The 18,694-nt window shown below is 47.5% G+C and carries 20 protein-coding genes; 7 read left to right on the forward strand and 13 right to left on the reverse strand.

Features of this window, described 5'->3' with window-relative positions; all coding sequences use genetic code 11:
* Positions 1 to 214: 214 nt before the first annotated feature.
* The gene (locus DFP83_RS10240; protein WP_110575393.1) at positions 215 to 679 is read right to left on the reverse strand and encodes a hypothetical protein; all 465 of its coding nucleotides are present in this window, start codon (positions 677 to 679) and stop codon (positions 215 to 217) included.
* Positions 680 to 693: 14 nt separating this feature from the next.
* On the reverse strand, positions 694 to 963 hold the full coding sequence (locus tag DFP83_RS10245; RefSeq protein ID WP_110575395.1) for a hypothetical protein: 270 nt from the start codon (positions 961 to 963) through the stop codon (positions 694 to 696).
* 524 nt (positions 964 to 1,487) lie between these two features.
* Between DFP83_RS10245 and typA the strand changes: the two genes are divergently transcribed.
* The gene (gene typA, locus DFP83_RS10250; RefSeq protein ID WP_110575397.1) at positions 1,488 to 3,326 is read left to right on the forward strand and encodes a translational GTPase TypA; all 1,839 of its coding nucleotides are present in this window, start codon (positions 1,488 to 1,490) and stop codon (positions 3,324 to 3,326) included.
* Positions 3,327 to 3,387: 61 nt separating this feature from the next.
* Here the strand turns inward: typA and trhA are convergent, their stop codons facing one another.
* Both trhA and DFP83_RS10260 read right to left on the reverse strand, forming a co-directional pair.
* Positions 3,388 to 4,050, reverse strand: coding sequence for a PAQR family membrane homeostasis protein TrhA (gene trhA, locus DFP83_RS10255; protein WP_110575399.1), 663 nt, complete (start codon positions 4,048 to 4,050; stop codon positions 3,388 to 3,390).
* A complete protein-coding gene (locus DFP83_RS10260; RefSeq protein WP_110575401.1) occupies positions 4,047 to 4,328 on the reverse strand; it encodes a DUF3081 domain-containing protein in 282 nt (93 codons plus the stop codon). The genes trhA and DFP83_RS10260 overlap by 4 nt, the downstream gene beginning before the upstream one ends.
* Before the next feature lie 212 nt (positions 4,329 to 4,540).
* On the opposite strand from DFP83_RS10260, the gene DFP83_RS10265 reads away from it, so the two are divergent.
* Positions 4,541 to 5,155, forward strand: coding sequence for a TetR family transcriptional regulator (locus DFP83_RS10265; RefSeq protein WP_110575404.1), 615 nt, complete (start codon positions 4,541 to 4,543; stop codon positions 5,153 to 5,155).
* 3 nt (positions 5,156 to 5,158) lie between these two features.
* Here DFP83_RS10265 and DFP83_RS10270 read toward each other — a convergent pair whose 3' ends face one another.
* The 4 genes from DFP83_RS10270 to DFP83_RS10285 all read right to left on the reverse strand — a co-directional run bounded on the left by DFP83_RS10270 (position 5,159) and on the right by DFP83_RS10285 (position 7,368).
* Positions 5,159 to 5,671: an NADPH-dependent FMN reductase gene (locus tag DFP83_RS10270; protein ID WP_110575406.1), complete on the reverse strand. Its 513-nt coding sequence runs from the start codon at positions 5,669 to 5,671 to the stop codon at positions 5,159 to 5,161.
* 21 nt (positions 5,672 to 5,692) lie between these two features.
* Complete coding sequence (locus DFP83_RS10275; RefSeq protein ID WP_110575408.1) at positions 5,693 to 6,337, reverse strand: DUF2959 domain-containing protein; 645 nt, start codon at positions 6,335 to 6,337, stop codon at positions 5,693 to 5,695.
* Complete coding sequence (locus DFP83_RS10280; protein WP_110575410.1) at positions 6,337 to 6,573, reverse strand: YqaE/Pmp3 family membrane protein; 237 nt, start codon at positions 6,571 to 6,573, stop codon at positions 6,337 to 6,339. Before DFP83_RS10280 ends, DFP83_RS10275 begins: the two co-directional genes overlap by 1 nt.
* A gap of 78 nt (positions 6,574 to 6,651) precedes the next feature.
* Positions 6,652 to 7,368: an SDR family NAD(P)-dependent oxidoreductase gene (locus tag DFP83_RS10285; RefSeq protein WP_110575411.1), complete on the reverse strand. Its 717-nt coding sequence runs from the start codon at positions 7,366 to 7,368 to the stop codon at positions 6,652 to 6,654.
* Between the two features lie 65 nt (positions 7,369 to 7,433).
* On the opposite strand from DFP83_RS10285, the gene DFP83_RS10290 reads away from it, so the two are divergent.
* From DFP83_RS10290 to DFP83_RS10300, 3 genes are read left to right on the forward strand one after another with little or no spacing between them, the layout of a single operon-like run.
* The gene (locus tag DFP83_RS10290; protein ID WP_110575556.1) at positions 7,434 to 8,282 is read left to right on the forward strand and encodes a virulence factor BrkB family protein; all 849 of its coding nucleotides are present in this window, start codon (positions 7,434 to 7,436) and stop codon (positions 8,280 to 8,282) included.
* Between the two features lie 55 nt (positions 8,283 to 8,337).
* Positions 8,338 to 8,778: a D-aminoacyl-tRNA deacylase gene (gene dtd, locus DFP83_RS10295; RefSeq protein WP_110575413.1), complete on the forward strand. Its 441-nt coding sequence runs from the start codon at positions 8,338 to 8,340 to the stop codon at positions 8,776 to 8,778.
* A 1-nt stretch (position 8,779) separates the two neighbouring features.
* Positions 8,780 to 9,682: a bifunctional GNAT family N-acetyltransferase/hotdog fold thioesterase gene (locus DFP83_RS10300; RefSeq protein ID WP_110575415.1), complete on the forward strand. Its 903-nt coding sequence runs from the start codon at positions 8,780 to 8,782 to the stop codon at positions 9,680 to 9,682.
* Here the strand turns inward: DFP83_RS10300 and hutH are convergent.
* From hutH to hutC, 3 genes are read right to left on the reverse strand one after another with little or no spacing between them, the layout of a single operon-like run.
* On the reverse strand, positions 9,679 to 11,205 hold the full coding sequence (hutH, locus tag DFP83_RS10305) for a histidine ammonia-lyase (RefSeq protein ID WP_110575417.1): 1,527 nt from the start codon (positions 11,203 to 11,205) through the stop codon (positions 9,679 to 9,681). The two genes, DFP83_RS10300 and hutH, sit on opposite strands and share 4 nt — an antisense overlap.
* A gap of 9 nt (positions 11,206 to 11,214) precedes the next feature.
* On the reverse strand, positions 11,215 to 12,888 hold the full coding sequence (hutU, locus tag DFP83_RS10310; protein ID WP_110575419.1) for a urocanate hydratase: 1,674 nt from the start codon (positions 12,886 to 12,888) through the stop codon (positions 11,215 to 11,217).
* Positions 12,889 to 12,901: 13 nt separating this feature from the next.
* A complete protein-coding gene (gene hutC / locus DFP83_RS10315) occupies positions 12,902 to 13,615 on the reverse strand; it encodes a histidine utilization transcriptional repressor HutC (protein WP_110575421.1) in 714 nt (237 codons plus the stop codon).
* A gap of 126 nt (positions 13,616 to 13,741) precedes the next feature.
* Here hutC and hutI point away from each other — a divergent pair, with 126 nt between their 5' ends.
* Entirely contained in the window at positions 13,742 to 14,962 is a 1,221-nt protein-coding gene (hutI, locus tag DFP83_RS10320; RefSeq protein ID WP_110575558.1) for an imidazolonepropionase, read from the forward strand.
* On the opposite strand, the gene DFP83_RS10325 is transcribed toward hutI, so the two are convergent.
* Positions 14,913 to 15,968, reverse strand: coding sequence for a formimidoylglutamase (locus DFP83_RS10325; protein ID WP_110575423.1), 1,056 nt, complete (start codon positions 15,966 to 15,968; stop codon positions 14,913 to 14,915). The two genes, hutI and DFP83_RS10325, sit on opposite strands and share 50 nt — an antisense overlap.
* A complete protein-coding gene (gene rraA, locus DFP83_RS10330) occupies positions 15,968 to 16,453 on the reverse strand; it encodes a ribonuclease E activity regulator RraA (RefSeq protein ID WP_110575425.1) in 486 nt (161 codons plus the stop codon). The genes DFP83_RS10325 and rraA overlap by 1 nt, the downstream gene beginning before the upstream one ends.
* A 169-nt stretch (positions 16,454 to 16,622) precedes the next feature.
* Here rraA and DFP83_RS10335 point away from each other — a divergent pair, with 169 nt between their 5' ends.
* Complete coding sequence (locus DFP83_RS10335; RefSeq protein ID WP_110575427.1) at positions 16,623 to 18,689, forward strand: putative bifunctional diguanylate cyclase/phosphodiesterase; 2,067 nt, start codon at positions 16,623 to 16,625, stop codon at positions 18,687 to 18,689.
* Positions 18,690 to 18,694: the final 5 nt, after the last annotated feature.

The following is an 18,694-nucleotide window of genomic DNA, read 5'->3' on the forward strand; positions in this document are numbered from 1 at the left end:
TGACACTGTCTCAGCTAACCATCCACTTTGAAGGTCGACTGGATGGCCACATAGATTTATGAAAACTTGGCTGACACAGAATATTGAACACTCTCTTTAACATTTTCTTTAACGTGCTAGGTGGTACCTCCGGCTTTATCGCCGCCATAATGCTACTAGCGTCAAAAGACAACCATAATATTACCGATATGAGTTTAATCTTTACATCTCACCTTTAAACTTTATTCTCATAAGTATATTTTATCGAAGGAATATTTTTGAGCAATGACGCGAACTCAGTTTCATCGATATCACATGTGAAAAAATTTCGATAAACATATTCCTGACCGCTAATCAAGACTAGTTCCATCCCTATAAAACCAAACTTTGAGTTCACTAGCCCTATCTCTAGCTCATCAAAACTAATAGTCAAATCCCCACCAAGAAAAATGCGTTCTTTTTCAAAATCGAAAGTTATCTGTGATGGATAAGTTCTCGTAGAAAAAATAATACCAACAGCTAAGGCGATAGCAATTGGACCAAAAACTATCAAGACTAAAGACTTAAATAGCAAGTCTTTAGTCGTTGTCTCTAGCGTTAGGTAGGCAATTAAACTAATTAATGACACCATAACTAGCACAACAGTTTGAGGGTTATACCACTTCTTTATCAATGAAACCTGATTCAATTTTTCTACCACCTTTTAACCTAAAATTATCGTGCTAAACGGCACCTTTGCATTCTCACTACTCGGACTTTACAAAGAAAATCATCATGAACATCGAATCGAGACGAGTCATATACGACTACATCGTAAAAATTGCATGCGGCGTTGAGTGTATAATTCACGCCCCGCTCAACTGCATAAGCGGTCGCAACTGAAGCAACAATACCAACAACTGGACCAAAAACTGTAACAGAAACTCCAAATCCAGCTAATAGACCTGCAATTTCAGCCACCGCCACAGCCTGATCCTCCTCCATGGGTAATACCACGCCCGGGGTCTATATACCCACCTTGATCAATCCACCATCCCCCTAGACGTGGAACTGTCAGAGACGGCGAATGGAAGCCCACGATGAGGCGATGAAGGCTACGCTTCGTTATTTTTAATGGCAGAGGCGGTAGGTCCTGACGTTGAACGGCCTTGTTCAACATAGACAAAGAGCTCATTCATAAGTACGAGTGGCGCTGTCTTTATAGACAACCGGTCTGTCGCTGGATCTCTTTAGAGTTTTCTTCGTTGATGGATTTTTCGAGCTGAGGGCGTATTTCTCGCTCACACTTGCACTTTGTTGAGCATAGGCTTGAGCACCAATTTGGATCATTGTGGACTATTTTGGTGCAAATAATCATAAAATACCGATTATTCATGTCATTCTGATGAAAAATTCAACAGCCCCTTTTTATATGTCTAGCAAACAGGTAGAATACGCGGCTATTTTCATCAACCCCTTGTCGGTTTAGACAACGTTGTTCACTTTCCGACATCAATAGGCTGTTCTTAATGACAACTCAGGCATTTGATATTAATAAACTTCGCAATATCGCGATTATTGCGCACGTTGACCATGGTAAAACCACTTTGGTCGACAAGCTGCTTCAACAATCTGGCACGTTAGCAAGCCGCGGTGAGCTCGAAGAGCGCATCATGGACTCAAACGATCTAGAAAAAGAACGTGGTATTACCATCCTCGCTAAAAACACAGCGATCAACTGGCAAGACTACCGCATCAACATTCTAGATACTCCTGGCCACGCCGACTTTGGTGGTGAGGTTGAGCGTGTTATGTCAATGGCTGACTCAGTATTGCTACTGGTAGATGCTGTTGATGGTCCAATGCCGCAAACTCGCTTTGTAACTCAAAAAGCGTTTGCTCACGGACTTAATCCAATCGTCGTTATTAATAAAATTGACCGTCCAGGCGCACGTCCTGACTGGGTTATGGATCAAGTGTTTGATTTGTTCGACAACCTTGGCGCGACCGATGAGCAGTTGGACTTCCCTGTTATCTATGCATCAGCATTGAACGGTTGGGCAAGTTTGGACGCAGAACAATCGGGCGGCGATATGACGCCATTGTTCGAAACTATCGTTGACCAAGTCAGTCATCCAGATGCGGATCCTGAAGGCGATCTGCAAATGCAGATTTCTCAGTTGGACTACTCAAGCTACTTAGGTGTTATCGGTATCGGCCGTGTTACTCAAGGTAGCGTTAAGGTTAACCAACAAGTGACTATCGTGGGTGCCGACGGCGAAACACGCAATGGTAAAGTTGGCCAGGTATTTAACTACCTTGGTTTAGACCGTATCGATGCGCAAGCTGCGCACGCAGGTGATATCTGTGCGATTACGGGTTTAGGTGAATTAAAAATCTCTGACACAGTATGCGCTGTGGGTAAACCGAACCCGCTTAAGCCATTGACGGTTGACGAGCCAACAGTGACCATGACTTTCCAAGTCAACACGTCACCGTTCGCAGGTAAAGAAGGTAAGTTCGTAACCTCTCGCCAGATCCTTGAGCGTTTACAACAAGAACTGGTTCACAACGTTGCACTACGCGTTGAAGAAACCGATAACCCAGATAAGTTTCGCGTATCAGGCCGTGGTGAATTGCACTTAGGCGTTTTGATCGAGAACATGCGTCGTGAAGGCTTCGAGCTCGCAGTATCGCGTCCAGAAGTTATCATCAAGCATGAAGATGGTCAGAAGATGGAACCGTACGAAACACTGACGGTTGATATCGAAGATCAACACCAAGGCGCTGTCATGGAGAAGCTTGGCTTACGTAAAGCTGAGATGACTGACATGAATCCAGATGGTAAAGGCCGTGTGCGTATCGACTTTGAAGTACCTAGCCGTGGCTTGATTGGTTTCCAAACCGAGTTCATGACCCTGACTTCAGGTACGGGTTTGATGTACCACACATTTGACCACTATGGTCCGCATAAAGGCGGTACTATCGGTCAACGTGTCAATGGCGTATTGATCTCTAACGCACAGGGCAAAGCACTGACCTACGCACTATTTAACTTGCAAGAGCGTGGTAAATTGTTTGCATCGCACGGTGACGAAGTGTACGAAGGTCAAATCATCGGTATTCATAACCGTTCTAACGACCTGACTGTTAACTGTTTGAAAGGTAAGCAGTTAACCAACGTACGTGCTTCAGGTACTGACGATGCACAAACCTTGAGCCCACCGATCCGTTATACACTTGAGCAAGCGCTTGAGTTTATCAACGATGACGAATTGGTTGAGGTAACGCCGGTATCTATCCGTATTCGTAAGCGTGCGCTCACTGAAAACGAGCGTAAACGTGCAAGCCGCGAGCCTAAGAGCTAAGCGTCGCAATAGCACAATAAAAAACCCGCCAATCGGCGGGTTTTTTTATGTTGGGATGTAGTTACTGCGCTGCGACTAACTCGGGTTGCGGCAACACATAATAAAAAATTGAGAAGAAGTGTAGAATACTGCCCGCTAATACAAACAAGTGCCAAATCGCATGGTGATAGGGCATCTGCTTACGCACATAAAACACAACGCCTAAGGTATAGGCTAAACCACCGGCTAGCAGCAATAACAAACCACCCGTATCGACATTATCCAGCATCGGTTTGATGGCAATCAACGCCATCCAGCCCATGCCCAGGTATAAACTCAATGACAGCCATTTAGGTGGCTTTTTCACGCCCAGCTCAAGTACCACGCCAATCAGTGCAATACCCCACGCTACACCGAGCAATGTCCAGCCCCATGGGCCGCGTAAATTAATCAGTGCAAAAGGTGTGTAGGTGCCCGCGATAAGCACAAAAATGGCTGCGTGATCGAGCTGCTGAAAGATTGCTTTTATGCGTGGCCATGGAAATGCGTGATACAGCGTCGATGCGGTGTAAAGCAATATAAGACTCGCACCATAGATACTCGCCGACACAACATGCCACGTATCACCATAAGCGACTGACCACATCAGCATCGCTACCAGGCCCACGATACTTAAAACGGCACCAATGCCATGGGTTAACGCATGCGCAACCTCTTCGAGCACCGTGTAAGACTTATTTGTCATCCTCGTTCTAACCCCGGGGTTTCATAACCCTCGCTGATATTCTTAAGGGCACGAATAAACTGGTCAAACTGCTTACCGTTGTCATAATCCAAACGATACTTATTATGGAACTCCAACGTCAGTTTTACACCATGCCCTTCTAAAAATACGGTATATCCATCGTGATCAGTATAAGCAGTAATACCATCAAGGACGTGCTTACCTTGTTTTGCTTCGCCATGCTCGTGAATTTTCTCGTAAGCATCCAAAATTAGACGAAAATCGACTTCATTTTTCATGCACTGTCTCCTTGCTTGTCCATTAATGTATACATACGTTCATACGTACCATCGCCGTGACTAGACTTGTTCTGCTCCAAATGCCCTTTCAGAGTCTATCGAAATTGGTCAGTTGTCAAATCGATCAGTGTTTATAAAATATACATACAATAATGCATGATAAGAAGAAAATCGCTATAATTAAGCGGTATTTCAATTCTGTGAGGTGTAATTTGGTTAGGCGTACAAAAGAAGACGCGCTTGCGACGCGGTCACAGTTGCTTGATGCAGCTGAGCGCGTATTCAGCGAGCGCGGTGTCACCCATACGTCGATGGCGCAAGTCGCCGAGGCAGCGGGCGTCACACGTGGCGCTATTTACCACCATTTTAGCAATAAAATGGCGTTGATTGAGTCGTTGATGGAGCGTGTGCGTTTGCCCATTGATGAAATGCGCGAGCAGATTGCACAACAACCTGAGTTCGATGCCCTTGTTGAAATCCAAGAGCGTACCAATGAGTTCTTAAACCGTGTGGCCACTGACCCACGCGTGCAAGCACTGGCGAATATCCTCATGCATAAGTGCGAATATATTGATGAGGTTAACCCAATCAAGCTACGTCATTTGAGTGGTCGTAATGACTGTATTTGCGATGTCGAGGCGTTATTTGAAAAAGCCATTCGTGATGGCCAGCTCCCGCCTAAGGTAAGTCCACGGATCGCGGTTATTGGCCTATTTGGACTCGTGGATGGGTTAATTTACAACTGGCTGATGGATGATGGCTACTTCCCGTTAGTAGAGTACGGAGAAGCAGCCATAGATATCTACGTTAAAGGCCTTAGCGCTTAAAACTCAGTCACCTTGACTAAGAAAGTTAGTGAGAAAGTCCTCATCCATTGCAGCAATGGTTTCATCATTGGCATTCGGGCAGCATGCAAACAACGGTGCTGTCCATGCTTGTACATTGCCTAAAATGTCACGCAAATGACTCAATCCACGAATACCACCTAAACCACCCGGCGATGCAGCGGCTAACAACACTTTTTTGCCTTTCCACACTTGCCCATCAACACGCGAGGTCCAGTCGATGGCATTTTTAATCAAGGGTGACACCGATGCATTATATTCGGGGCTTACAAGCACCACTTTATCCGCTGCGGCCACCGCCTTTGCCAATTGTTGCATCGCCTTGGGCACACCCTCAGCCTGCTCATGATCCCCATGGTAGATAGGTGCATCAAGTGCATCTGCATCAAGCAGTTCGAAATCAAACGTGTGTTTTTCTGCGACTTGCACCAAGCGATGCTTTAATTTTGTATTCAGTGACTCTTTACGACGACTACCGCCAATAAACAAAATACTCATGAAAACTCCTGTGATAATGGATTAAGCACCACTGTTCATACTTTCGATAAAGCGGTTAGATTCAGCAATCGCTGATTCCATATCCTTAATTAGATCTGAAATATCCGTCTGCAGGCGATTAAATTCGCCGCGGATGGCATCAATGGCACGCGCATTTAAGTTATGTTTAAGATACAGCACGTTGTCCTGCATTTTCTGCAATACCGGATCCATCTTACCTGCCGCACGTTCCATCACGCGAATCAACTCGCTGTAATGACGCTCAGTCTCACGCAAACGACGCTCGCTTTCTCTGCGCATCGCATCGTTACTATATAACTCGAGCTCTTCGCTCCATTCGTCGAATAAGTCCTGCGCGACGTCATCCACCTCGGCGATACGCTCGTTCACGCGCTCAGCTGCCGATTTACTTGCCTCGTAATCATCACTCAACGCATTGTAGCGCTCTTCAAGCTCACCACCATCAAACTGAAGTAACGCATCGAGGCGCTCCAACGCTGATTTAAACTCTTCTTGAGCATCGCTTTGCGCATCCTTGGCATCGTCGACACGATCAACCAGAATGTCACGCTTCTCGATACCTAACTTCTCCATCGCGCCATAGTAGGCGCTTTGGCAACCTACTAAGAACAGCAATGTCATAATGCTTAATCCAATTTTTCTCATTAGTCTCCCCTTACAGCGCGAACCAATCGTTCATCACGTTTATCTTGATTGTAACTACGTACGACCAAAATCGCGTGAATGATCGCTAGGATATAGACCAAACCCAAGGCGCCGAATGAAAAAACAAACAACACGATACCTAACGCTGTGAGTATCACGTTAAACAACAATTGGAAGATCCGCCCGGTGGTTAATACCGCCAGTGGTGGAATTAAAACAGCTAAAATGTAACGCATAAAAACCCCCTATCGAGATAAATGAAATCCCCCCGTAACATCTTATATTAATGCATTGGTTGCAGGCGAAACACAAGTTTAATAGGGTAATCGTTCTCCATTCCAGTGAAACAAACCTCCGGAATCCTCAGGTTTCAGTCCTTCAATTACCTTTACAATGCGCTCAGCTGATAGCGCTGGTGAATAAAGCTTATCGTCAGGCACTCGCTTCTGAAACGGCTTAGAGAGTTGCGTGTCTGTAGTGCCAGGATGAATCGCTGCCACTACAAAAGACTTGTGCGAGCGCTTCAATTCAATCGCCGCCGTTTTTAACAACATATTTAACGCCGCTTTACTGCCACGATAGCTGTACCAACCGCCTAAGTAGTTATCCTCGATACTGCCGACCTTCGCCGATAACTGCACAAAGAAACGACTCTGCTTCTTATCCAATAACGACTTACACGCTTTGAGAATCATTAAAGGCATGACAGCATTGACGCTAAAGAGCTTACTCAAGTTAGCTTCATTTAAATCGTCGAGCTGCTTTTCTGGAAACGTGTCATCGTCGTGCAGCATACCGATGGTCGACACGACACCTTCAAGCACCTCTCCGCGCTCGCTGAACTCATTCACCCAGGCATGCAAATGAGTTGAGGTATAATCCTCGATGGTGGTGTAATGAACGCCTGCAACACGTTCAGTAATGGGGTGACGCGAGACAGCAATCAATGTGCTGTCATTGAACTTTTGCTTCAGCGCTTTCGTTAATGAAAGTCCGAGACCGCCGCCGGCACCAAAGACTACAATTGCCATCCTGTGCTTTCTCCATCAATATAAGACTAATTCAACTTACGCAGAGACAAGTGATTTTGACCAACATGAACTGGAAACTTTGGCTAAAACATGGCTTTAAATTTTCTCGACACGTCGCGCTTCGCAGTCAGTCCGATGCGATTAACGTGACCGCGGGACACTTAACCTATGTCAGCCTATTGTCTCTGGTGCCACTGTTAGTGGTGACGTTCACCGTGTTTTCTGCATTCCCTGTATTTGATGATTTAAAAAACAATATCGAAAGCGCTTTGTTTGCCAATTTATTACCCACCTCGGGCGAACAACTGAAAGAATACATTGACCAGTTTGTTGGCAATGCATCACAGATGACGGCAGTGGGTATCGCTTTCTTGTTTTTCGTCGCAGTGGCGTTGATTTCGGCGATAGATTCGGCGTTAAATAATATTTGGCGTGACACGAGTAGTCGTCGCTGGACGGTTTCATTTGCCATTTATTGGATGATATTAACACTGGGACCCGTGCTGATTGGCACAGGCCTCGCTGCAACATCTTATTTGGTTTCGTTGTCACAGTTTGCCGAGGATTACGTCTCGGGTATTCGTAGCTTTATGCTCTCAATCGTGCCTATTGTGACCAGTTTCGTCGCATTTGTGTTGTTGTACCAATTGGTGCCCAACCGTCCCGTAAAATTTCGTTATGCGGCTTTTGGCGCGGCGTTTTCGGCCATCTTGTTTGAAGTAAGCAAACAAATATTTTCGCTCTACATTACGCATTTTCCAACGTACCAAGCGATATATGGGGCTCTTGCTACGGTGCCTATTCTAATTGTTTGGATTTACCTGTCATGGCTGATTGTGCTGGCGGGCGCGGAGATGACCGTGAGTTTAGAAGAGTACCGCTTAATCCATAAAAAACGCACACGCTCGGATTGATCTGTGCACCAGAATCGACAACCATATACATTTTTTACGGGTGAGAGTCGCTAGCATGATAGGTTTAATTCAACGCGTAAGCCGTGCTCAAGTGGATGTAGAGCAGACCACTGTCGGTAAAATAGACGCGGGTTTACTCATATTATTGGGTGTAGAGCAGGGTGATAACGAGCAAAAAGCTAAACGTCTCGCAGACCGTATTATTCATTATCGCGTATTCTCCGATGACGAAGGCAAGATGAACCAAAGTCTAATGGATAAAGGCTACGCGACCTTGGTGGTATCACAATTTACGCTGGCAGCGGACACCCGCAAAGGACGCCGGCCAAGCTTTTCGAGCGCCGCCCACCCATCTGATGCACAACACCTGTATCAGGTATTTTGCGATCACATAAAAGCGCAGGGCGTGGCCGTTGAAACAGGCGAGTTTGGTGCTGATATGCAAGTCAGTTTGGTTAATGACGGCCCTGTTACTTTTGAACTTCGAGTAGATTAACATGTATAAAGTCATTACCCCCAGTACAGAAGCCGAGTTCGAAAAGTATTTTCACCTGCGTTGGCGCGTGCTGAGGGAACCCTTTCAGCGCCCGCTGGGTTCAGAACAAGATGAATACGATCAGGTGGGTTTGCATCGTATGGTGGTCAATGAAGCCGGTGAGCCTGTCGCTGTTGGACGTTTGCATTTTAATAGTCCCGAAGAGGCACAAATACGATTTATGGCAACCGCACCAGAGTACCGTGGTGAGGGGCATGGGGTCGCTATCATTTTTGCACTCGAGAGTGCTGCACGTGCTGAGAGCGCGACTCACGTGATTATTAACTCGCGAGATACCACCATCGGCTTTTACAAAAAGTGTGGCTACCAAGTGGTTGAAGAGGCCGATACGGTCAAAAACCCCATGGCCGAGCATCAGCTTAAAAAGTCATTCAGCGAACAAAACCGTATTATCTATCGCCCCGAGTGGTGTGAAGAACTGCAAAATACGTGGGCTAAAGAGATTCCTATCTCTGACGCCATGGGGATCAAGATCCATCAGTACACAGGTCGCATGTTTGAAACCCGCGCCCAATTATCACGCAATATCAACGTGCACGGCACTATGTTTGCGGGCAGTATCTATTCATTAGGAACGCTCACCTGTTGGGGACTCTTGCACCTTCAGCTGCTTGAACGTGAACTTGAGGGCTCTGTTGTACTCGGTGATGGCAATATTCATTACCATAAGCCAGTGACACGAGAGCCGCGTGCAGTCGCCTATTTAAGCGATGTCACAGGTGACTTTTCTGCACTAAAAGAGGGTAAAAACGCGCGTCTCATGATGAAAGCACAGATTATGGATGAAGAACGACCCGTCGCCGAATTCACGGGCCGTTTTGTTGTGCTTGCTAAACGCGACTAGGCGGGAGTGATATCGGCTAAGGTTGTACCTAGACGACCGGCCTTAATGAGATCACTTGCCGCCTTAATGTCTGGGGCAAAATAGCGATCTTCGGCGTAGTAGTCGACGTGTTCACGTAAAATGGCAAACACTTCCTCGAGTTTTGCGCTGGCTTTGAGTGGTCGTCTAAAGTTTAACCCTTGTGCGGCCTCTAACCACTCAATCGCGACAATATCAGCAATGTTATCTGCAATATCGCTGATCTTACGAGCGGCAAAGGTTGCCATGGACACATGATCTTCCTGATTGGCTGATGTTGGCAAACTATCAATTGAAGCAGGATGCGCCAAGGTTTTGTTCTCTGAAGCAAGCGCTGCCGCTGTGACTTGTACCATCATAAAACCCGAGTTAACGCCGCCTTCTTCTACCAAGAACGCAGGCAAGTTACTTAAGTGCTTATCGATCAACAATGCACCTCGGCGCTCTGACATCGCACCTATTTCGCTTGCAGCAATTGAAATGATATCAGCGACCATCGCAACCGGTTCCGCATGGAAGTTTCCACCCGAAATAATATCTTCTTGCTCACTAAATACCAGTGGATTATCGGTCACACCATTCGCTTCGCGCTCGAGTATCGTTGCTGCATGTTTAAGTTGATCGTACACAGCCCCCATGACCTGAGGCTGACAGCGCAACGAATAGGGGTCCTGAACCTTTTCACAATGTTCGTGGTCTTTGGCGATTTCAGAACTCTCCGTCAGAATATCTCGGAAAGCAGCCGCCACTTGTTGCTGACCGATCTGACCTCTCACCTCGTGAATACGGGCATCAAACGGCGCACGCGATCCCATCGCCGCCTCGACCGATAACGCGCCCACAAGAATTGAACTATGAAAAACCCGTTCAACTTTAAACAACCCAGCCAATGCCAATGCCGTTGATGCCTGTGTACCGTTTAATAACGCGAGACCTTCTTTAGGCGCCAGTTCAAACGGCTCCAAACCGGCTTTAGCGAGTCCCTCTTTGGCGGTCATCCGTTCGCCATTCACTCGCACTTCACCTTCGCCCAACAGCGGCAATACCATATGTGCCAACGGCGCGAGATCACCCGAAGCGCCTACCGAGCCTTTGCTTGGGATGCAAGGGTAAACCTCATTGTTAAGCAGTGCAGTTAAAGCATTAATGACTTTTAAACGAATACCTGAAAACCCGCGCGCCAGCGAATTAATCTTCAGTAACAGCATCAAACGGACCACTTCATCGTCCATCAACTCACCCGTTCCGACAGAATGAGAGAGCACAATACGACGCTGTAGGTCGGTCAGTTTCTCCGGTGGGATGCGCGTGTTCGCTAATAAGCCAAAGCCGGTATTGATACCGTAAACAACTCGCCCTTTATCTAATACCTTTTGTACCGTTGCTGCGGAACGTTCAATGTCCTCGATAGCGGATTCCGCTAACTCAAGTTGCTGTGGTTGAAAATACCAAGCACGGAGATCAGCGACTGTAAGCTGACCTGGATTCAGTGGAAACTGGCTCATGATGACTCCCTATTTCTCGAGCATGGGCAAGTCTAGCCCTTGTTCTTGCGCACAACGTTTAGCAATATCGTAGCCTGCGTCTGCATGACGCATCACACCCGTACCGGGGTCGTTCCATAGCACTCGACCTAACCGCTGCTCCGCTTCATCGGTACCATCAGCGACGATCACTACACCCGCATGTTGTGAGTAGCCCATACCCACACCACCTCCGTGATGTAAGCTCACCCATGTTGCACCGCCGGCGGTGTTTAACAGGGCGTTCAGCAGTGGCCAATCAGATACTGCATCAGAGCCATCTGCCATGCTCTCGGTCTCGCGGTTCGGGCTTGCCACCGAGCCGCTATCTAAGTGGTCACGTCCAATCACGATAGGCGCTTTCAGTTCACCATTACGGACCATGTCATTGAACGCCTTAGCGATACGCGCACGATCTTTTAAACCAATCCAGCAAATACGCGAAGGGAGTCCTTGGAAGCTAATCCGTTCTTTCGCCATATCCAACCAATTGTGGAGGTGTGGGTTGTCTGGAATCAGCTCTTTAACTTTGGCGTCGGTTTTATAAATATCCTCTGGGTCACCTGACAGCGCGACCCAACGGAATGGGCCAATACCCTCGCAGAACAATGGACGAATATAAGCTGGCACAAAACCTGGAAAATCGAACGCATTGGCAACGCCTTCGTCTTGCGCCATTTGGCGAATATTATTTCCGTAATCAAGCACTGCTGCACCTTGCTGCTGAAAATGCAGCATAGCTTTCACTTGCACCGCCATTGAGCGTTTTGCTGCCAATACCGTTGCTTTTGGGTCCTTGTCCTGTTCTGCTTGATACTGCGCTAATGTCCAGCCCTGTGGCAAATAGCCATGCAATGGATCATGGGCGGAGGTTTGGTCTGTCACCACGTCTGGGGTGACATCACGCTGTTTGAGCTCTTCATAGACATCGGCGGCGTTACCCAACAAGCCCACCGAGATCGCTCGGCCTTCGGCCATGGCATCATTCATCAATGCCAATGCCTCGTCCAAATGTGTTGCTTTATGGTCGACATAACCCGTGCGTAATCTAAAGTCGATACGACTCTCATCACATTCAACAGCCAGCATACAGAAGCCAGCCATCGTTGCCGCTAGCGGCTGAGCTCCACCCATGCCGCCAAGCCCGCCAGTTAAGATCCATTTCCCTGCCGCATTGCCATCAAAGTGCTTACGCGCAACCGCACCAAAGGTTTCATAGGTTCCTTGAACAATCCCTTGCGAACCAATGTAAATCCATGAGCCAGCGGTCATTTGGCCATACATCATCAAGCCCTTTTTATCGAGCTCGTTAAAATGTTCCCAATTCGCCCACTCGGGAACTAAATTAGAATTGGCGATAAGAACACGCGGTGCGTTTTCATGCGTGGGAAATACCCCTACAGGCTTACCCGACTGCACGAGCAGCGATTCATTCGGCTTTAATCGTTCGAGGGTTTCGACAATCTTATCGAAGCATTCCCAACTGCGGGCTGCACGCCCAATGCCACCATAAACGACAAGCGCCTGTGGATGCTCAGCGACCTCTTCATCAAGGTTGTTCATTAACATGCGTTTAGCGGCTTCAATTTGCCAATTTGCGCAAGTAAGTTCTGCGCCACGATCAGCGCGAATCACTCGCGACTTATCCAAACGGGTGAATGACATGGTTAACTCCTTTCTAATCTGATTTAGGCGCTTCAAAGTTCATGTGCCCGCCTAGTTTGAATCGTGAGCCTGGGTGCGTCAGAATCGCATAGCTGACCACTCCCCCCGAACTCCATGTCCGGCGAATGATGCGTAAACAAGGCTCGTCACGACTGATTTGTAGTAATTGGCACACAGAAGAAATCGGATGAATCGCTTCGATTTGATGACTTGCCTCGGTCAGCGGTGTCACCACGCACAAATATTCATGCGGTGTCACTTTGGTGTAGTCCTGTTTTAAGTAATCAGGTACCAACCTGGGGTTCACATAACGCTCTTCGAGTTGGACTGGCAGGTCGTTTTCTAAATGCGTGATGGTTGAGTGTAATACTTCGCTACCTGGTTCAATTTGCAGCGCTTCAGCTACTTGACTCGATGCATCCTGAACACGCAGGTGATGCACCTTGGCACGGTACTCATGACCCCGCTCACGCACTTCATCAGCGATATTTTTTATCGCCATAAAAGATGTTTGCGATTTAATAGGTGCCACAAAAGTGCCCGCACCTTGCGTACGAATAACCAAGCCTTCATCGGCTAATTCCTGCAAAGCGCGACGCGCTGTCATACGACTCACCGAAAACTGTTCAGCAAGAGCATTTTCAGAGCTTACGGGGTGATTTTCCGGCCATTCGCCGGTCTCGATTTTGTCGTAAATGAACTGTTTAATATTCGAAAACTTGGCCATGGGACACCTAGCGCATATGCGTTGAACATGCAAAAAAGTTTAGATCAGATTATTTGTCTATACAACCTGTATTTGCTAATCTATTGACTATCCGCTTGCCGAACACAATCGTAAGAGCCACATATGATGCAACGAATCGAGAATATTCAATTAGTTACGCTAGCAGCCGAACAGTCTGACTATGGACTCATCGAAGATGCCGTGGTGATCATTAATGGCAGACATATTGAGTGGGCAGGGCCTGCGTTTGATGCCCCGACTACCCCGATGGCAGAGGTCATCGACGGTCGAGGTGGTCTGCTGACGCCAGGACTCATTGATTGCCATACCCACCTGGTTTGGGCGGGTTCGCGTGCAAATGAGTTTGCTCAACGGCTCCATGGCGCAACCTACGCAGAAATTGCAGAGGCTGGCGGCGGCATCGCCGCAACGGTTCGAGCGACCCGAGAGGCCAGTTATGACGAGCTACTTACACTTGCACTGAAACGCGCAAAAGCTCTGATTGCGCAAGGTGTAACAACATTAGAAATAAAATCAGGCTACGGGTTAGACTTAACTACCGAACGTAAGCAGTTACAGGTCGCTCGCGCAGTGGGTGAGCAACTCCCCGTTCGGGTTAAAACCACGTTGCTTGCTGCTCACGCCATTCCACCCGAGTACAAAGATAACGCGGATGGCTATATTGATGAGATCGTTGAGAACATCCTGCCCACGCTTGCAAACGAAGGGCTCGTCGATGCTGTTGATGCATTCTGTGAATCCATTGGCTTTTCGCCCGCACAAACACAACGTGTGTTTGAAGCAGCTCAGTCATTGGGCTTACCCGTCAAACTACACGCCGAGCAAATTACCAATCAACAAGGTGCTCGCCTCGCTGCCCAGTTTAAAGCCTTGTCAGCCGATCATTTAGAGCAACTCGACGAAGAGGGCGTTAAAGCGATGGCCGCTTCAGGTACGGTGGCAGTGCTATTACCGGGGGCGTTTTATTTTCTTCGCGATGACCAAGTACCGCCGATTGAGCGCTTACGGGCCCACTGTGTGCCCATGGCCATCGCAACCGATGCCAACCCAGGCTCATCGCCGATTCACAATTTGCAACTGATGCTCCAAATGGCCGCGACTTTGTTTAGATTAACACCCGAGGAGTGCTTACGCGGTGTCACAGTCAATGCAGCTAAAGCTCTCGGAATGAGCAATCAGATAGGCGAACTCAAAGCCGGTATGTATGCTGATCTCGCACTTTGGGACATTCAGGATGCCGCTGAGTTAACGTATCAGTTTGGCGTTAACCCACTGATTAAGCGGTGGTACGACGGCGTCGTTCACGTCCCAGCATATAGGCAATAACGAGCTCAGTTAAAACCTGTCCTGTCTGCTTTAGGCCGTCGTCAAAGCCTGTTGGACACAATGAGGGTGCCGCTTCCGCGAGGTGTAAGTAAGCGGCGTCTTCGAGTTCAGCAAGCCGTTTAACATAGCTGAATCCCTGATCGAGGCTTAACCCACTGTAATTTACAGCACTGGCCGGCACACCTGTTAAGCAATCCACATCGACTTCGATACCCAGTGGTCGTTGCCAACTGACTGACTTCGCCGCGACTTCATCCATAACCTCAGCAAACGGGCGTCCGATAATACTGTGAATAGCATGGTAGCGCATGCCTGCATCGGCCATTTGACGCAAACTTGAACCTGAGTTTTTGGCTTGATGTAAACCCACAACATGATAGTGCGACAACGCGCCATCGACATAGGCATAACTGAACCCGTTGCCACTATGACGGCCTTCGCGCGCTCGAAAATCGGCATGAGGATCTAAGTTAATTGCGCCGCAGGCTTGTCCCGTTGCGTTTGATAAACTCATCAATAACGGATACGCGTTGTTATGCCCGCCCCCGATAAGAATGACCTCAAACCCACGTTGAAAGAGCGGTTCGACCACTTCTCGTACACGCGCATCAACGCGACGAACAAGCTGCCGAATCGTTTGTAAATCGTGTTCATTGGCGACATCAAGCGGCTCGGCTTGACTCATTAGATCATCGCAGTTAACAGCGCCAACCAGCAACAGCTCATGAGTAGAAAGAAGACCAGTATGCTGCAAGTTAGCAAAACTGTTTAAAAATGCCTGCCAACCACCTTCAGCGCCTGGGCGGCCTAAGTTCCCTTTGACACCGATACTCTCGGGAACGCCAACCAGTGCCACGCGTTGACCCTGTTCCCAAGCTTTATTTAATGCTTCTGAATACGACCCAGAGGCGAGTCCACTAATGGCCTGCCCCACTTTGGTCTCATGTGGACGTAACTTAACATAACGACTTAAATCGTCAGTATTCAAAAACTCAGGTGTTTGCATTATTCGATATCAAGTGGCTCTGGCGACAAGATAACACCGGTGCTATCGACATAAATATGGTCCTCCGGCAAGAAGGTCACCCCACCAAAATTGACCGGAATATCGATCTCACCGATACCCTCACTTGGCGCTCCCACCGGAATTGAAGCAACGCCCAAAATACCGATATCGAGTTCTTCAAGGGCATCGACGTCTCGTACAGAACCGTAACAAATAATCCCTTCCCAGTCGTTATCAAGTGCTTGCTCAGCAATTGCTAAGTCAATCAATGCACGGCGAACCGAACCACCGCCATCAATTAGTAAGACTTTTCCACCACCGTCTTGATTCAGCGTTTCCTCAATCAATCCTTTGTCTTCATGACATTTAACGATGACCAACTGACCACCGAACGATGAACGTCCCCCGTACGACTCAAACATAGGTTCGACAACATCGACCATATCTGGGTATAAATCACAAAGTTCTGAGGTATTGTATTCCATGACTGTGTCCTGCGTTAGACAGTGCGAATTCAGTTAGTATAACGGTAATTGACCGTTTTAAAAACGCTCAATAGTGGGTTTGTTAAAATCTTTGAATACTTATACTTGAATTAACATACCAATGACGCGTAATCTAATGCCATTATAACAATAATTATTACTATTTCTGATGCCTGATCTCGATTTGGTCACCTCGCTGGCGATCGAAACATTAACTCATGTTATACAGACGCTGATGTTGTTAGGGTTCGCAGGCTTGTTGCGGTTTTATTTTAAATCGTACCAACAGGGCTACCTCAGCGACTGGTCAATAGCATGCTTAAGCTATGGCGCGAGCGAGTTTATTCGAGCGGTTTTAACATCGAGCGCGCTCATCGGTTTGACACTCCCCGACTGGGCATCGCAATCCCTTTACACAAGCTCTATTTTTTTACATTACACAGCACTCACCTACATAGGGTTAGGCGCATTTAATGCAACAAAAGATCGAGACCCAAGCAAGTTAACTCGCCGGGTATTGCTCACATTAACTGCCATAGCGTCATTACTAACGGTGTTGTGGATGTACACTAACCGAGCAGGTCAGCTGACCGTTTTCGAATCTGAGTTACCCCGTTTTGTCGTGCCTGCGTTGCTGTTCTTAGGTATTAGTCTATTTATGTTCCTGCGTATCCCACCCGGTTTTGGCCCTAAAATCGTGGCATTCGCATTTCTTTTTCTGGCTATCAAGAACCTCATTCTCTCCGCCATTTTGCTGTTCACGACAACTATCTATTTAGACTGGATTATCAGCGCACAAGGTTTATTTACCATCGTGTTTCTAACCATCATTATGGTCGGTATTGTGATCTGGTTACTTGATTCCGAACGTTCGACCTCATTTTATGCCGTGCAGCGAGCAGAATATTTGCACACCCACGACGCCTTAACTGGTGTTGCCAATCGCCAGCAATTGGTGAGTAAAGTTCCAGTTTTAGTCGACTACTGTCGCTCTAACAACCAACATCTCTCGGTTATGCTCTTTGGCGTTTCGCGGTTTAAGTCGATCAATGAGCGACTGGGTATTCGAGGCGGTGACCAAGTATTGAAAGAAATAGCGCGCCGTTTACAACACTTTAGACACAAACCTATCGCGGTGGCACGCATCAGCGGTGATGTATTCGCTGTCCTGTTCGATCACCTGAAAAGCCGTCGCCATATACTCGACCTGGCTAAAGAGCTTCAACAAGAAGTCACCCGGCCAATTGAAGTCAATCAACGTCAAATATCGCTTTCGGTTGGCGTGGGCATCTCTCGATACCCCCAACACGGGGTCAATGCTGAGGTTTTACTCAACAAGGCAACGCTCGCACTGACTGAGGCTAAGCACCAGAATGCGTCAAACATCACTTTCTACGAACGTGGCATGGATGATGCGTTCTCGCAGCTCATTGATATGGAGCCTATTTTACGTAAGGCGTTCAAACACAACGAGTTCGTACTTTACTTGCAACCTCAGTTTGATTTCGACTATCAGCAATTATGTGGCTTTGAGGCATTGATCCGTTGGCAGCATCCCGAACGAGGATTACTCTCTCCAGCCGAGTTTATCCCGCACATTGAGCAACTCGGCCTCACTGAACTATTGGACAATTGGGTACTTGAACGTGCTGCAGAGATCCTCAAAGAATGGCAGACACGTTTCAAGCATGTATGGCCAATCGCAGTAAACCTGTCAGCTCAGCAATTTCAGCAATCAAAACTCGTCGAGCACCTTACCGAGCTCATGACGCGTCATCAATTGGATGCCAGTTTCCTCGAGCTAGAAATTACCGAAACAGTGGCTATGTCAGATTTAAGCAACGGCATGGAAGTCATCCGACAGCTACGCGATATCGGTTTCAAAGTGGCAATTGATGACTTTGGTACAGGTCACAGTTCATTGGCTTACCTGCGCTCGTTGCCTATTAATAAAATTAAAATAGATCGTAGCTTTGTGAGTGAGTTGCAGGTCAACCGAACCGATGCCACGATTTTAAAAGCAATGATTCGCCTCGCACATGGTTTAGGTAAACGTGTCATCGCTGAGGGGATCGAGACTCAAGATCAGCAAGACATATTGCAGCAACTCGGCTGCGATATGATGCAAGGTTATTTCTACTCACCGCCGATAAAACTCGAGCTCGCCGAGCAGCTAATCGAAAACGAATTGAAGTTGGGAAGAGAGCCGTTGCCATCTTCGTTGGCAACGGCGTAAATCCG

The organism is Idiomarina fontislapidosi, from assembly GCF_003226255.1.
Lineage (GTDB): Bacteria > Pseudomonadota > Gammaproteobacteria > Enterobacterales > Alteromonadaceae > Idiomarina > Idiomarina fontislapidosi.